This window comes from Nocardia sp. NPDC060255 (genome assembly GCF_042727395.1).
GTDB lineage: Bacteria > Actinomycetota > Actinomycetes > Mycobacteriales > Mycobacteriaceae > Nocardia.
Window position 1 is genome coordinate 53,957 of record NZ_JBHXAU010000005.1, and the last position, 17,947, is coordinate 71,903.

The window sequence follows — 17,947 nt, forward strand, 5'->3', positions numbered from 1 at the left end:
ATGACCGAACCAACCACCTCGGCGGAAGCGAAGATCCCCTTCGCCAGAACCTGCCCCTTCGCCCCACCCCCGGCGTACGAACGAATGCTCGCGGACGAGCCCGTTTCCAGGGTCCGGCTGCCGAACAATGACGAAATCTGGGCCCTGACCAGTTACGCGGACGTCCGCAGGATCCTTACCGACGTTCGCTTCAGCTCGGATAGCCGACACCCCGGCTATCCGTGGCTCAGCCAGGAGAAACCGACCGAACAGCCGCTCCAGACGATGATCAACCTGGATGCTCGGGAGCACACCGAGGCCAGACGCCGGGTGGTCGGTGAATACACCGCGAAACGGGTCAAAGACTTGCGGCCGCATATCCAGCGGATCGTCGACGACCAGGTGGACGCGTTCTTGGTAGGCCCGCAGCCCGGCGATTTGGTCGCGGGTTTCGCCGTGCCGGTGCCTGCGCTGGTGATGTGCACACAGCTCGGGGTCCCCATCGAGGACCACCAATTCTTCCTGACCACCAGCGCGAAGCTGGTCAGCATCAACACGCCGGAGCATGAGCGAGACGAGGCGTTCGGCGCACTCGCCGGTTACCTGTGGAATCTGATCGAGAAGAAGCAGAAGGAACCGGGAGACGACCTGCTCAGCAGGCAGCTCGCCAAGAACCGGGAAGCTGGCGACGACAACCTGGCGTCGTTGCTCGGCCTGGCCTTCCTGCTGCTGGTGGCCGGGCACGAGACGTCGACCAACACGATCGCGCTCGGTGTCGCGCTACTACTGCGGCACCCGGAGCAGCGCGCCCGGTTCACTGCGGACCCCGCGCTGACCCCAGCGGTGGTGGAGGAACTGCTGCGCTACTTCACCGTTTCCGAACTGGCGATGATGCGCGTCGCCACCGAGAACGTCGAGATCGGCGGCAAGGTCATCCGCGCGGGCGACGGGGTGGTGGCGCTCATCAACGCGGCGAACCACGATCCCAGCGTCTTCCCGGAGCCCGAGAAGTTCGATATCGACCGCCCGTCCCGAGCTCATCTGGCCTTCGGCTATGGCGCGCATCAGTGCCTCGGCCAGACCCTCGCCCGGCTGGAGTTCCAGATCGTGTTCGACACGCTGTTCGCCCGTATCCCCGGCCTGAAGCTGGCGGTACCGTTCGAAGAGCTGAGATTCCGGGGCGAAGAAGGCGTCTACGGACTGCACGAGCTGCCCGTGATCTGGTAAATCCGCGCGCTGCGGATACCGCTTGAACACAGCGGCCGCCTCCGGCTTCACGCCGGAGGCGGCCGCTTTCGTCATCGCGCCCCGAGCACCCGGTTCAGGATCTCGCTGATCGCCGCGGCCGGGCGCGGGTCACACATCTGCGGGTGAGCAGTCTCGATGTCGTGCTCGACGATGGTACCGGTGACGTACGGCTGCCAGAGGCTCGCGAAGGAGTCGAGCGGATTCAGCGCCGCATTGAAGAACAGCACATCCCCGGCGAATACCGGAGAGGTGTACTCCCGCACCATCGTCAGGTGACTGATCAGCGCCGACGCCGACGCCTGCAACACCCGCTGATACTCGTCGGAACCGACCAGGTGGCCGATGTAGTCCGCGAGCACGTGTTCCACCTCTGCCTGCTCGAGCTCCTGCACCTCGCCGAAGTGGCTGCCGGGCGCACAATCGAGCAGCCCGAGTAGCCCCACCTCGAGTCCGCGCCGCTCCAGTTCCGCAGCCATCGCGTGCGCCGCAGTACCACCGAACGACCAGCCCACCAGGTGATACGGCCCCTCCGGCTGGATATCGAGAATCTGGCGCAGATAGTCGTCCACCAGCTCATCGAGCGTCTCCGGCACCGGCAAGCCGCTGAACACCGGGGCCTGGAAGGCGTACACCGGCCGGTCACGCAGGTGCGCGGCGAAGTTGAGATACGCCCAGCTGAGCCCGAATCCGGGCTGGATGAACCATAGTGGCGTCCCGGCACCCTCGGTCCTGATCGGCAGCAAGCCCGCGTACGGGTCCTCGAACTGCGGCGCCGCCCCGTCGGCCAGCCGGGTGGCCAGCTCCGCGACGGTCGGGAACTCGAACACCATGCGCATCGGCACGTTGATCTCGAAGACCTCGCCGACCCGTCCGATCAGCCGGGTCGCCAGCAGCGAATGCCCGCCCAGATCGAAGAAACTGTCATCGATACCGATCCGGTCCACCCCGAGCACCTCGGTGAACAGCTGGACGAGGCGCTCCTCCCGCGGAGTGCGCGGCGCCCGGTACACACCGCCGAGGTATTCCGGCTCCGGCAGCGCGGCTCGGTCCAGCTTTCCGTTCGGCATCAGCGGCAGCCGGTCCACCGGCATGACCGCGGCGGGCACCATGTACTCCGGCAGCCGGTCGGCGACGAATTTCCGCAACTGGCCCGAAACCAGGACAGCGCTGTCTGTTTCGGGCACCACGTAGCCGATGAGCCTGCGGCCGGTGCCGTGGCCGTGGGCGATCACCACCGCCTGCCCGACCTCGGGATGCGCGGCGAGGACGCCCTCGATCTCGCCGGGTTCGACGCGGAAGCCGCGCACCTTCACCTGTGCGTCCGCCCGGCCCGCGTATTCGAGCGCACCGTCGGGGTTCCACCGCGCGAGGTCGCCCGAGCGGTACATCCGCGATCCGGGCGGCCCGAACGGGTCGGCCACGAATCGGCCTGCGGTAAGCCCGGCCTGTCCGTAGTAACCCCGGGCGACTACCCCGGCGACGTACAACTCGCCGACCACGCCCGGCGCCACCGGGGACAGCCCGGGACCGAGCACATAGGCCCGCATGTTGCCGAGGGGTACCCCGATCGGCGCGCTGTCGGCCCGCGCGTCGTCGTCCGGCAGCGAATACGTTGTGGCGTAGAAACTTTCGCTCTGGCCGTAGGCGTTGAGCACCCGGACACCCGGAATGGCTTCCCGCACGCGCCGCACGAGATCGGCGGGCAGCGCCTCACCCGCGAACACCACCGCATGCGCCTCGATCTTCCCGGCGACGCGGTCGACGAGTTCGGCGAAAGCCGAGGGCACGGCGCTGATCACGCCGCCATGCCAGCTGTCGCGCTCCCCCAGTTCGAGCACGTTCCTGACCACCTCGACGGTGCCGCCGGTGCTCAGCGTAGTAAAGATCTCGAACACCGATACGTCGAAGTTGATCGACGTCCCGGCGAGCGTCCGCGAAGCGGGAGGCACCTTCAGCGCAGAGACCAGACCCGCGATGCCGTTGGTGACACCACGCTGCGTGATGGCCACACCCTTCGGCGTTCCGGTCGAGCCGGAGGTGTACATCACGTACGCCAGGTGCTGCGGCCGTAGCGGGCAACGCCGGTCGGTATCGCCCGGCGCACCCGAAGGACCGGTGTCGAGATCGAGCCGATCGAGATGGAACAAGGGCAGCGCACCGACCGGCAGGCCAGTCGCGGTCTCGGTGTCAGTCAACACCACCAGCGGATTCGCCTGTGCCAGTACGAATTCCGAGCGCTGACCGGGGTATGTGGGATCGATCGGCAGATATGCCGCGCCGGACTTGAGGATCCCGAGCATCCCCGTCACCAGATCCGCCGACCGTGGCAGCGCGAGGCCGACCACGGACTCCGGCCCGGCGCCGAGCCGGATCAGCTCGTGGGCGAGGCGGTTGGCCCTGGCGTCGAGTTCCCGGTAGGTCAACGACACCTCGCCGGCCACCACGGCGACGGCATCCGGTGATAGGGCGACCTGACGCTCGAACATCTCGGGGATGGTCAGCTCGGCGTCGGTCACCGCAGTGTCGTTGAGCTGATCGAGCAGCCACGTGCGTTCCGCCGACGCCAGCAGGTCGATCGCCCCGACCGGCGTCGCCGGTTCGGCGATCAGCTGGTGCAGGACACGCAGCAACCGCTCGTTCAGCGCCGTCACCGTGTCGTGGTCGAAGACGTCCTGCCGGTAGTCGAGCGACACCTGCAGCCTCGGCTCGGCCACCACCATCACGGTCAGCGGGTAGTGCGTGCGGGAGGTGGGACGTATTCCGGTGCAAGCGATTCCGGCGGTCGCGGTCGTCTCGGTGAGGCTGGTGTTGTCGATCGGGTAGGACTCGAATACAACCAAGGTGTCGAACAGGGTAGGCAGGCCGACTGCTTGGTGGATATCGGTCAGCGCGTAGTGATGATGGCCCAGCAGTGCTGTCTGGCGCCGTTGCAGGTCCGCGAGCAGCGCTGCGAGGGTGTCCGCGGCCCGGAGCTCGACCCGCACGGGCAACGTGTTGACGAACATCCCGACCATCGTGTCGATACCGGGCACGTCGGCGGGACGCCCGGACACCGTTGCCCCGAAGACCACGTCCTGGCGACCGGTCATCGCGCCGAGCACGACCGCCCATGCACCCTGCACCACAGTATTCACCGTGACTCCGAGTTCGCTTGCTCGGCGTGCCAATTCGCGAGTCTTCTCGACGTCGAGTGCCACGTGTACGTGCGCGATCGCGCTGTCGTCCCGGCCTGCCGCGGGCGCGAGCATGGTGGGTTCGTCGATCCCGGCGAGTTCGGCCGCCCACGCCTGCCGAGCCGACTCCCGATCCTGGGCCGCCAGCCACACCAGGTAATCGCGGTAACCGCGCACCATCGGCAGTGCGGTGCCCTCGCCGGCGGAAGTGTAGAGCCGCAACAAATCCTGCATCAGCAACGGAATCGACCAGCCGTCGAACAGGATGTGATGCGCGGTGAGCACCAACTCGGACCGGTCATCAGCGAGCCGGACCAACGCCAGCCGCAGCAACGGCGGCGCCACCGGATCAAAATGCTGCCGATGATCAGCGGCCAGGAACTGCTCGAACACCTCGTCGCGTCGATCGGCGGGCAACGCCCGCAGATCCTGTTCCTGCCACGGCAGCGTGACCCCATCGATAACCAGTTGCACCCAGTCACCGGACGCATCCGGTACGAACGCGGTACGCAAGTTGGCGTATCGGTCCAGCAAAGCCTGACCCGCCGCACGCATCCGCTCCGCATCGAGCTGCCCGACCAGGTGGAACACCAACTGCACCTGATAGGCATCGAGATCGGCATCGGCGAGCATCGAATGGAACAGCAGACCCGACTGCAACCCGGTCATCGGCCACACATCCAACAGCCCGGAGTACCGAGCCTCCCAACCCTGAATCTGCTGCTGTCCCACCGAAACCAACGCCAGATCCGACGGCGTCAACCCACCCGCATCCGACCTGCCCGCATACTCCGCCAACACCGTCAACGCCGCACACCACAAGTCCGCCAGCTCCGACACCTCATCCCGGGTAAGAACTTTCGAAGCGAACCCGAACATGGCCTCCAACCTGGGCCCCTCAGGGGCGTCGAGGACAAAGGAATTGATCTCCAGCGCCGACAGCGCGGGCATGGCCGGACCTGCCTCGGCGCCGAGGTCGGGCTCGAGATCGTGGAGGTCCGTCACCTCGGTCCAGCCGAGGCCCCGCAGGTCCTCGGGCATATCCATGGCCGAGAAACGACCCAGATAATTGAACCCGATCTGCGGGTCAGCACACCCCGCCAACATCGCGGCAGTGTCGTCATTCAGATAACGCAACATCCCATAACCAAGCCCCTTATCCGGGACCCTCAGCACCTGCTCTTTCACCGCCTTGAGCGCATCCTCGGCCGCAGCCCCCGCCGAGAACGCCTCACCCAGATCACAACCGCTGACATCGACCCGCACCGGGAACATACTGGTGAACCAACCCACCGTGCGAGACAGATCCGCACCAGGCACAAGATGTTCCTCCCGTCCATGGCCCTCCAACCGCACCAACGCCGACCGATTCCCCACACCACGACGCTCCCGCCACCGCGCGAGGGCCAACGCCAAACCCGTCAACAAGACGACATCCACACCACAACGCATCACCGCGGGCAACGACGTCAGCAACACCTCGGTCACCGCGGCAGGCACATCAACCCGCACCGTCTGCACCGTCGCCATCGTGTCGAACTCCGGATCCAAAGGACGACTACCCAACACCGGATCCGAAGACTTCAACATCTCCTGCCACAACCCCAACTCCGCCACCCGGGCCTCACTCGCCGCCTCCTCGACCAACGCATGCGCCCACCGCCGCACCGAAGTCCCCACCTCCAACAACTCCGGCGGCCGCCCCTCCCTCACCTGCGACCACGCCGCCGCCAAATCCGGCAACAAAATCCGCCACGAAACCCCATCCACCACAAAATGATGCAGCACCAACAACAACCGCCCCGCCGACTCCACACCCGCGTCGAACCACACAAACCGCGCCATCACACCCGAAGCCGGAGCCAAACCCCGCAGTGCCGCACCCAGTTCGGACGCGGCGAGCGCAGGCCAGCTCGGCGCTGTCCAGTCACCGTCGCAGGCCACCCGTCGGATGAACGCACCGGCCTCGACCGCGCCCGGCGGATCCACCCGCAACGCCCATCCGTCGCCGTCGTCGACCAGCCGAGAGCGCAAGATGTCATGGCGGTCCAACACGGCCGACAAGGTCGCCGCCAACCCCGCTTCGCCTATGCCCAAGGGCAGTTCGACGAGCGAGGACATGTAGAACTTGTCGATATCGCCGCCGAGTTCGGTCAAGTAGGCGGCGACCGGCGACAACGGCAGCCGGCCGACGCCGCCACCTGCCAGTTCTGCGAGCACCACCGAGGAGCCTGCGAGTCTCCTGGCCACGGCTGCCTCGGCCACCCCGGCGACAGTCCGCCATTCGTACACGTCACGGGGCGCCACGTCCACGCCGCGTGCCCGTGCGCGCGAGACGGCCTGAATTGACCGGATACTGTCGCCGCCGATCGCGAAGAAATCATCATCGACACCGACCCGATCCACACCAAGCACTTCGGCATAAACCGAGGCCAACACCTCCTCCGCACCCGACTGAGGCGCCCGATACTCCCCACCGCTGAACTCCGGCTCCGGCAACGCCGACCGATCCATCTTCCCGGTCGAATCCAACGGAAGCTTGTCCAGCACAACGAATACCGCAGGCACAAGGAACTCGGGCAACCGCTCGGCCACGAACTTGCGCAGCTGAGCCACATCGAGCAGGGCGTCCATACCGACGTCGTTGCCAGCTGCGGCGTTGCCGAGCGCGGCCGGTACGACGTAGCCGACGAGCTGTTTCCGCCCCGCGTCACGTCCCTCGCGGACCTGCACAACCGCCTGCGCTACTCCCGGATACGCGTGCAGCGCCGCCTCTACCGCACCGGGTTCGATACGGGCACCACGAATTTCGAGCGGTGCGTCGGCGCGTCCGACGCACTCCAACTGCCCGTCCCGATTCCACCGCGCCAGATCACCCGTGCGATACATCCGCGCACCCGCCAGGCCGAATGGATCGGCGACAAACCGCTCCGCCGTCGAACCAGGACGGCCGTGATCGCCGCGCCCCACCGCCCCCGCGACATACAACTCGCCGACCACCCCTGGCGGCACCGGGACCAGCCCCTCCGACAGCACGTAGGTCCGCATGTTCCCCAGCGGCCTGCCGATCGGCACGTGGCCGAACACACCGGCCCGGCACTCGAACGTCGTGGCGTAGCAGCCCCCACTGTGCCGGTACCCGTTGATAATCCGCACCTCGGGCCACACCGCACGCGCTCGATCCAGCAACGCGCCGGGCAGCGCCTCGCCGGTGAACACCAGGGTCTCGACGTTCATGCGGTCGGCGATCTCGTCCAGCACTTCCGCGAACACCGACGGCACCGTGTAGAGCACCGCGCCCGACCAACCCTCGGCGCGTTTCGTCAGTTCCCGCACGTCACCAACCACCTCAACGGTGGCGCCCGCACTCAGCGCGCCGAACACCTCGAACACCGAAGCATCGACACTGATCGACGTCGCCGCGAGCACCCTCGCTCCCGTGGTCAACCCCGTCTCCGCTACCAGTCCCGAAATACCTTTGACCACAACAGCATTCGTGATCGCTACGCCCGTCGACCCCGACGTGTACAGCACATAAGCGACGTTGTCCGGCCGCAGCGGCGCGATCAATTCGCCCTCGACGAGATTCCCAGCGTCCCCGGTGACCAGGTCCACCTCCTCGATCAGCAGCCGTCTCATCCCACCACCGGACACGAGGTCAGCCATCGCGGCATCGGTCAGCACCAGATCCGGACGTGCTTCGGACAACAGGAGATCCAGCTGGTCGCTCGGGTAGCGCGGATTGATGGGGAGATACCCCGCGCCCGACTTCAAGATCCCCAGCAACCCAACGACGAGGTCGGCCGAACGCGGTAAAGCCAACCCCACCAATGACTCCGGCCCCACCCGCCGCGACACCAGTTCGCGAGCCAGCCTATTCGCCCGAGCATTCAACTCCGCGTACGTCAACGCCTCCGCACCACACACCACCGCCACCGCATCCGGCGACGCAGCTACTTGTCGCTCCACCAAACCCGCTACCGACAGCGCCGGTAGCGCCGTCTCGTTGACCGTCGGTAGCAACCAGACCCGCTCGGCCTCGGATAGCGCATCCATCGTCGACACCCTGCCGCCCGGATCCGCGACCAACCGCCCCAGCAGCCGCACGAAACGCTCGGCGAACGCCGCCGCCGTGCCGTGATCGAACAAGTCTGTCGCGTATTCGAGGTAGCCGCGGGCACCGTGCTCGGCGCTGTCCGGGCTCTCGGTCACGGACAGGTAGAGGTCGAACTTCGCGGTCGGTGTCGGCACGATCGCTGGTTCCGCGGTCAGGCCGGGCAGGATGAAGTCGGCCGAAATGGCATCCTGCCACTCGAACATCACCTGGAAGAGCGGATGATAAGCGCTGGTGCGGTCGGGGTTGACGATCTCGACCAACCGATCGAACGGCGCATCCTGATTGTCGTACGCCGACAACGCTTTACCCCGAACGCGCGCAAGCACTTCCGTGAACGTCGGCTGCCCGCTCAGATCGACCCGCAGTACCCACGTGTTGACGAAGAAGCCGATCAGATCCGACAGCGCCTCGTCGGTCCGTCCCGCGATCGGCGAGCCGATCGAAACGTCCGCACTGCCACTCAGCTGACCGAGCAGCACCGCCAGCGCCGCCTGCAGCACCATCGACATCGTGGCATCGTGCTCGCGAGCGAGTCCCCGCACAGCGGTCAGCAACTCCGGCTCGACGATGTACTCCAACATGGCACCGCGATGGCTGGCCACCGGCGGGCGGGCCCGGTCCGCAGGCAGCGACAGTGGCTGCGGCGCGTCCGCCAACTCGGTACGCCAGTAGGCCGATTGCCTGGCCAGCAGGCCGTCGGGGTCGGTTTCGTCGCCAAAAAGCGCACGCTGCCAAAGGGTGTAGTCGACGTACTGCACCGACAACTCGTCCCAAGCAGGCGACTGCCCCGCGCACCGCGCAATGTAGGCGTCGGACAGATCCCGCATCAGCGGCCCCATCGACCCGCCGTCCGCGGCGATGTGATGCAGCACCAGTGCCAGCACATGCTCCTCGGGCCCGGACCGGAACAGCGCCGCCCGGATCGGCGGCTCGACCGCCAGATCGAACCGGTGTGCCATCACCTCGGCCACCGCGTCGTCCACGGCAGTAGGCGCCACCTCGGCCACCCGCACCTCGAACACGACCTCCTCGACCGAAACCACCTGCTGGAACGGCACTCCCGTGGCATCGTCGACGATCAACGTACGCAGGCTCTCGTGCCGGACCACCACATCCCGCACCGCCGCCGCCAGCGCCTCGGCGACGAGCATGCCGGTGAGCCGGACCCCGATCGGGATGTTGTACGTGGCGGAGGGACCGTCGATCCGGTTGAGGAACCACTGGCGGCGCTGCGCGAACGACAGCGGCACCAACTCCGGCCGGTCGTCGCAGCGCCGCAGCGCGGGACGCGCCCGGCCGCCTACCGCGAGTTGTGCGGACAGCCCGGCGACACTCGGCGCATCGAACACCGCGCGCAGCGGCAGCTCCACCGCCATATCGTCCCGGACACGGCCGACCAGTTGGGTCACCAACAGCGAATGTCCGCCTAGCGCAAAGAAATTGTCGTCGATGCCGACCTGATCGACGCCGAGCACGTCGGCGAACAACTCAGCCAGCCGACGCTCGGCCGCGGTCCGCGGCGCCCGATACTCGGCGCCCGTGAACTGCGGCTCCGGCAACGCCGCCCGATCCAGCTTCCCGCTGGTCAACCTCGGCAGCCGAGCCAGAACGACAAAGGCGGCAGGGACCATGTGGTCCGGCAACCGCCGCGCCAGGAACGCGCGCAGCTCATCCACCGTGACGTCGGCGCCGGGCACGACGTACCCGATGAGCTGCTTGCCCACCTGGGCATTGCGGCCCGCGCGCGCGATCACCGCGGCCTCGGCCAGCCGCGGGTGCGTCTCCAATACCGCCTCGACCTCACCCGGCTCGACCCGGAAGCCGCGGATCTTCACCTGGTCGTCGATGCGGCCGAAGAAGTCGAGTTGCTCGTCCGCGCGCCAGCGCACCTGGTCACCGGTGCGGTACATCCGCGTGCCCGGCTCGCCGAACGGGTCGGCCACGAACCGTTCCGAGGTCAGCGCGGCGCGGTTCAGGTAGCCGCGGGCCACACCCTTCCCGGCGACGTACAGCTCCCCCGCGACGCCTTCCGGCACCGGCCGCAACCACTCGTCGAGCACATAGAGCTTCGCGTTGACGACCGGTTTGCCGATCGGCGTCGGTCCGCCGTCGGCGATCAGCGGGTCGCTGAGGGTCGCGATGGCGGTGGTCTCGGTGGGCCCGTAGCCGTTGAACAGTTTGCGACCCGGCGACCAGTCCTGGACCATCCCGATCGACACGGCCTCGCCGCCGACGCCGAGGTTCTCCAGGTGCGCGAAGTCGCCCGGCGGCACCGTGGCGAGGATCGGGGTGGGAATCATCGCGTGGGTGATCGCCCAGTCGGTGAGCGCCGCACCCAGTGCCGCGCCGAGCAGCTCACCCGACGGCACCACCAGCGCGGCACCGGCCGCGAACGCGGCCACCCATTCGGTAACCGAGATGTCGAAACTCGGTGACGTGCAGGACAATACCCGCGACTGCGCCGTCATTTCGGTGCTGTCGACTTCGGTGCGCGCCAGGCTGGGCAGCGTGCTGTGCGGGATGACAACGCCCTTCGGACGCCCAGTCGAGCCCGAGGTGTAGATGACGTATGCCGGGTGGCGCGGGTCCAGCGGGGCGAGCCGGTCGCCGTCCACCGGGTCGACATCGGATTCGTTGGCCAGTTCGTCGCGCAGGTCCGGGTTGTCCAGCGCGACCGTCCGGGTGTCGCCTGGCAGGCTCGCCGTGAACTCGGCCCGCGTCAGCATCAGCATCGGCCGAGCGTCATCGATCAGGTAGGAGATCCGCTCGGCCGGGTACGCCGGATCGACCGGCAGGTAGGCGCCGCCCGCCTTCATCACCGCTAGCAGGGCGATGATCATTTCCGCCGACCGAGGTAGCGCAAGCGCCACCACCTGCTCCGGCGCTACCCCGCGCCGAATGAGCCAGTGCGCCAAGCGATTCACCCGTGCGTTCAAGTCCAGGTAGGACAGCCGGAAGCCATCGGAAAGCAGCGCATCGGCGTCCGGGCTTGTGGCGACCTGGCGCTCGAATAGTGCGGGTAGCGTGACATCCGGTACCGGCCGTGTCGTAGCGTTGAGCCCGCGCAGCAGCCGATCGCGCTCCTCGGGCGGCAGCAGGCTGACCGTGCCGAGCACGCGGGTGGGGTCCGTCGCCAGTTGCCGCAGCACCAGCAGCAGTCGACCCGCCAGCTTGGCGACGTAGTCACGGCCGAGGACGTCGAGGCGATATTGCAGAGCCAGCCGCAGCTGTTCGGCTTCGACCTCCGCGATGATGCTGAGCGGGTAGTGCGTGCCGGAGGTCGGGCGAAGTCCGGTGCACACCAGGGTGCTGTCTGTGGGCGCGGTGTCGTCGATCGGGTAGGACTCGAATACAACCAGGGTGTCGAACAGGGTCTGCAGACCGGTGCCCTGCTGGATATCGGTCAGCGGGTAATGATGGTGGTTCAGCAGTCCGGCTTGGCGGCGTTGCAGCTCGGTGATCATGTCGGCGAGGGTCTGCGCGGGGGCGAGTGGCACGCGGACCGGCAGGGTGTTGATGAACATTCCGATCATCGTGTCGATACCGGGCACGTCGGCGGGACGGCCGGACACCGTTGCGCCGAAGACCACGTCCTGGCGGCCGGTCATCGCGCCGAGCACGACCGCCCACGCACCCTGCACCAGCGTGTTGACCGTGACGCTCAGCTCACGGGCTCGGCGCACCAGCGCGCGGGTTTCACCCGCGTCCAGTGCGGCCTCGATATGCGCGATCTCGAAATCGCCTGTGCTGGTTGGGACTGTGGCGGCGAGCAAGGTGGGCTCGTCGATCTCGGCGAGTTCGGCCGCCCACGCCTGCCGGGCAGACTCTCGATCCTGGGCCGCCAGCCACGCCAGGTAGTCGCGGTAGCCGCGCGCCTTCGGTGCGGCCGTGTCCACGTCGGCGTAGAGCCGCAACAGCTCCTGCACCAGCAGCGGGATCGACCAGCCATCGAACAGGATGTGATGCGCGGTGAATACGAGTTCGGACCGGTCATCGTCGAGCCGGACCAGCGCCAGCCGCAGCAACGGCGGCGCCACGGGATCGAAATGGCGCCGGCGATCAACGGCCAGGAACTCCTCGAAGACCTCGTCGCGCCGATCGGCAGGCAGCGCCCGCAGATCCTGTTCCTGCCACGGCAGCGTGACCTCATCGATGACCAACTGCACCCAACTGCCACCGGCATCCGGGACGAACGCGGTGCGCAGGTTGGGGTATCGGTCCAGCAATGCCTGTCCGGCCGCGTGCATCCGTTCCGGCTCAACCCGTCCGGACAGATGGAATACCAACTGCACCTCATAGGCGTCGAGATCCTCATCGGCATCGGCGAGCATCGAATGGAACAACAGACCCGACTGCAACCCCGTCAACGGCCACACATCCGACAACCCCGGATACCGGGTCTCCCAACCCTGAATCTCCTTCTGCCCCACCGAAACCAACGCCAGATCCGACGGCGTCAACCCACCCGCATCCGGCCTGCCCGCATACTCGGCCAGCACGGTCAACGCCGCACACCACAACTCCGCCAGCTCCGACACCTCCACGGCGGTAAGGACTTTCGAGGCGAACCCGAGCATGGCCTCGAGCATGGGCCCCTGCGGCGTGTCGGTGACGAAGGAGTTGATCTCCAAGGCCGACAGTGCGGGCATCTCCACCGGGCCGACGGTGTCGAGGTCATCGATGTTCATCACCTGGTTCCAGCCGAGGCCCCGCAAGTCCTCGGGCATATCCGTGGCCGAGAAACGACCCAGATAATTGAACCCGATCTGCGGATCGGCATACCCCGCCAACGTGGCGGCGGTGTCTTCGTTCAAGTAGCGCAGCATCCCATAACCGAGACCCTTGTCCGGGACCGCCAGCAACTGCTCTTTGACCGCCTTGAGAGCATCCCCAGCCGCTGCTCCGCCGGAGAACGCCTCGCCGAGATCGCAGCCGGTGACATCGATCCGCAAGGGGAACATGCTGGTGAACCAGCCCACCGTGCGAGACAGATCCGCACCAGGCACAAGATGTTCCTCCCGCCCATGGCCCTCCAAGCGCACCAACGCCGACCGATCCCGCACTCCACGACGTTCCCGCCATTGCGCGAGTGCCATCGCCAAGCCCGTCAGCAGACCGACATCGACTCCGCTGCGCATCACAGCGGGCAGCGAAGTGAGCAATACCTCGGTCACCGCGACAGGTACATCGACTCGGACAGTCTGCACGGTCGCCATGGTGTCGTGCTCCGGATCCAGTGGGCGACTACCCAATACCGGATCCGGGGTCTTCAACATCTCCTGCCACAACGGCAGTTCCGCCACCCGGTGCTCGCTCGCGGCCTGCTCGACCAACGCATGCGACCAGCGCCGCACCGAAGTCCCCATCTCCGGCAGCTCCGGTGTCCGGCCTGCCCGCACCTGTGACCAGGCCGCCGCGAGATCCGGCAGCAGGATCCGCCACGAAACCCCATCCACCACAAAGTGATGCAGCACCAACAACAATCGCCCCGCAGACTCCGCACCCGCGTCGAACCACACGAATCGCGCCATCACCCCGGCAGCGGGAGCCAACTTGTTCAGCGCGTCATCCAGTGCCTCCGACGCCGCCCGGTGCCAGTCCGCCGACTCCCAATCACCGGTCCAATCGACCCGCTGGATCAGCGCGAAAATATCAACGGTCCCAGGGGAATCCACGCGCAGCACCACCCCGTCACCCGCGTCGACCAACCGGGAACGCAAGATGTCATGGCGGTCCAGCACAGCCGCCAAGGTCGCCGCCAAACCCGCTTCATCGATACCCAAGGGCAGCTCGACAAGCGACGACATGGCGAATTTGCCTGCATCTCCGCCGAGTTCCATCAGGAAAGCACCGACCGGCGACAACGGCATCGGGCCGACACCGCCACCGGCCAATTCCTCTAGTACCACCGAAGTTCCGGCGAGCTTTCGCGCCACGGCGGCCTCGGCCAGCGCGGCGACCGTCCGGCACTCGAACACCTCGTGCGGTGTGACTTCGACGCCGTGGACTCGTGCGCGGGTGACGACCTGGATCGACCGGATGCTGTCGCCACCGATCGCGAAGAAATCGTCATCGACACCGACTCGATCCACACCAAGCACTTCGGCGTACATCGACGCCAGCACCTCTTCCTCGCCCGACCGCGGTGCTCGATACTCGCCACCGGTGAACTCCGGCTCCGGAAAAGCCGGCCGATCCACCTTCCCGTTCAGATCCAATGGAAGCTTGTCCAGCACGACAAACGCTGCGGGCACTAGGAACTCGGGCAACCGCTCGGCCACGAACTTGCGCAGCCGCACCGGTTCCAGGATAGTGCCGTCCGCCGCGGGCACGACATAGCCGACCAACTGACGTCCGGCGCCACGGTTTTCACGCGCGACCACGACCGCCCGCCCGACCTCGGGGTGCGCGGCGAGCACCGCCTCGACCTCACCGGGCTCGACCCGGAAACCGCGGATCTTCAGCTGCGAATCCGCTCGTCCGACACATTCCAGCTGCCCCTCGCCATTCCACCGCGCCAGATCACCCGTGCGATACATCCGCGCGCCCGCGGGACCGAATGGATCCGCGACGAAACGTTCCGCCGTCAGCCCCGGACGGGCGTGGTAGCCACGGCCCACCGCCCCCGCGACATACAGCTCACCGACCACCCCCGGCGGCACCGGGACCAGCCCATCCCCCAGCACATAAGTGCGCATATTCCCCAGTGGTATACCGATCGGCGCGGCACCACCTGTCGCTACCCGGCTCGACTCATCAGCGAGGTATCGCCAGGTCGTGGCATAGAAACTCTCACTCTGCCCGTACCCGTTGATAATTCGCGTCTTCGGCCACACCGAACGCACCCGATCCAGCAACGCGGTAGGCAACACCTCACCGGCGAACACCAGCGTCTCGACACTGGTGCGCCCGGCGATCTCGTCGAACAGTTCCGCGAATACCGAGGGCACCGTGCTGATCACGCCACCGGTCCAGCTGTCCCTCTCGGCCAGCTCCAGGACGTCGCGGACCACCTCCACGATGCCGCCCGCACTCAGCGTGCTGAATATCTCGAACACCGACACATCGAAATTGATCGACGTCCCCGCGAGCGTCCGCGTCCCAGCCCCGATGCCCACCGCGTCGACCAGGCCTGAAATCCCATTGACCACACCGGCATTCGTGATCGCTACACCCTTCGGTGTCCCTGTCGACCCCGACGTGTACATCACGTACGCGACATTGTCCGGCCGTAGCGGCGCGATCAGTTCATCCTCGGCCAGATCCGCGCTATTCCCGGTGACCAGATCCAGCTCATCGAGCAGCAACCGAGGTGCGCCGCCAGCCGGGAGCACACCGGTGGTCGCCGAATCGGTCAGCACCAGCTCCGGGCGTGCTTGCGACAGAATGAAATCCAGCCGCCGACTCGGATACCGCGGATCGATGGGGAGATACCCCGCGCCCGACTTCAAGATCCCCAGCAACCCAACGACGAGGTCGGCCGAACGCGGTAAAGCCAACCCCACCAATGACTCCGGCCCCACCCGCCGCGACACCAGTTCGCGAGCCAGCCTATTCGCCCGAGCATTCAACTCCGCGTACGTCAACGCCTCCGCACCACACACCACCGCCACCGCATCCGGCAACGCGGCCGCCCACCGCTGGACCAGCCCGCCAACGGACAGCGCGGGCGATGCCACCGCCGTGGCGTTCACCTCCGACAATCGCGCATGTTCGGCGTCGGACAGCACATCCACCCCCCCGACGCGGACATCCGGGTCCGCGACCAACCACCGCAGCAATCGCCCGAACCGCTCCGCGATCGATACGGCCGTGCCGTGATCGAACAGATCCGTCGCGTACTCGAGCGAGCAATTCAGACCGCCGCGGGAAACATCCGGCGAGAAACCGAATTCGAGGTCGAACTTCGCCGTGTGCGACGAGACCATGTCCAGCGTTGCGCGCACGCCGGGCAGCGCGAAGTCGATCGTGCCGGTGTCCTGCCAGGCAAACATCACCTGGAACAACGGGTGATAGGCACTCGTGCGCTCCGGCTTCAGGGTCTCGACCAGCCGCTCGAACGGCACGTCCTGATTGTCATAGGCGGACAAGGCCTTGCCGCGCACCCGGGCCAGCATCTGTCTGAACGTCGGCTCGCCCGACAGATCGGCCCGCAGCACCCAGGTATTGGCGAAGAAGCCGATCAGATCCGACAACGCCTCATCGTTGCGCCCCGCGATCGGCGAACCGATCGAAATGTCGGTACCGCCGCCCAACCGCTCCAGCAGCACCGCCAGCACCGCCTGAAGAACCATCGGTGCGGACGCGCCGCTGCGCTGGCCCAGTTCCTCGACCGCGGCCCATTCCGCGGGCTCTATCGCGAATTCCACCAGCCCGCCCGCATGACTGGGCACCGGCGGACGCGGCCGGTCCAGCGGCAGGCGCCCGTGCGGCGGCAGCCCGTCGAGTTCGGCACGCCAGTAAGCGAGTTGCGTCGCCAGCACGCTGTCCGGGTCGTCCGGGTCGCCGAGCACTTCGCGCTGCCACAGTGTGTAGTCGGCGTACTGCACCGGTAGGTCTTCCCACGTCGGCGCCTTTCCCGCGCACCGGGCGGTGTAAGCCGTCGAAAGATCCTGTACCAGTGGAACCATCGACGCACCATCGGCGGCGACGTGATGCAGCACCAAGACAAGCACATGCTCCTCGGGTCCGAGGCGCAGCAGCACCGCCTGAACCGGGATCTCCACCGCCAGCTCGAACCGATACATCCCCAGCCGCACCACCTCGTCGGCGACCGCCGCCGCGGCCACTTCGGCCACCCGCAGGGTGAAGCCGGTCTCATCGATCGGCACCACCCGCTGGAACGGCACCCCGGCGGCGTCCTCGACGATCAGTGTCCGCAGGCTCTCGTGCCGGGTCACCACGTCCCGCAGTGCCGCCGCCAGCGCCGCCGCGTCGAGCACACCCGTCAGCCGCGACACCACCGGAAGGTTGTAAGTGGCGGACAGTCCCTCGAAACGGTGCAGGAACCACAAACGGCGCTGAGCGAACGACAACTCGATCATATCGTCTTTACCTTCCTCGAAATACATTTACGAAATGGGCGACGCGGCCTCGGCATCTCCGCCGACTTCGTGCGCGTCGACCGCAGACGAAGCAACTCCCAAACCCATCGCATTCGAGAAGTCGACGGACAGGAGTCGCCGGTCCCGAAATCTCCACCTGCAGCACAGCTTTCCGGCCGACCGGCGCCCTGGTCAAGGCTGCTGTCCCGTCGACAGGACAGCAGTTCGGGCCCGGCAGCCGACCGTCGCGAACCGGCCGTCGAACCGGCCCATTACTCGCCGACCCTCGGTACGGTATCTCTAGGATGAAAGGCAGCGACTCACCTCCTCGGAATTCAGAGACTCCCAACCCACCGTCTCCTTACCGAAATTCACCCGCCCTCGTA

At 66.8% G+C, this 17,947-nt stretch carries 2 protein-coding genes; one reads left to right on the plus strand and one right to left on the minus strand.

Annotated features, from left to right (window positions below):
• Positions 1–1,206, plus strand: a complete 1,206-nt coding sequence (locus ACFWF1_RS12135; RefSeq protein WP_379285171.1) for a cytochrome P450 — start codon at positions 1–3, stop codon at positions 1,204–1,206.
• 71 nt (positions 1,207–1,277) lie between these two features.
• On the opposite strand, the gene ACFWF1_RS12140 is transcribed toward ACFWF1_RS12135, so the two are convergent.
• Positions 1,278–17,561 carry an amino acid adenylation domain-containing protein gene (locus tag ACFWF1_RS12140; RefSeq protein ID WP_379285170.1) on the minus strand — a complete coding sequence of 5,428 codons (16,284 nt, stop codon included), beginning with the start codon at positions 17,559–17,561 and terminating at the stop codon, positions 1,278–1,280.
• Between the last annotated feature and the right edge of the window lie 386 nt (positions 17,562–17,947).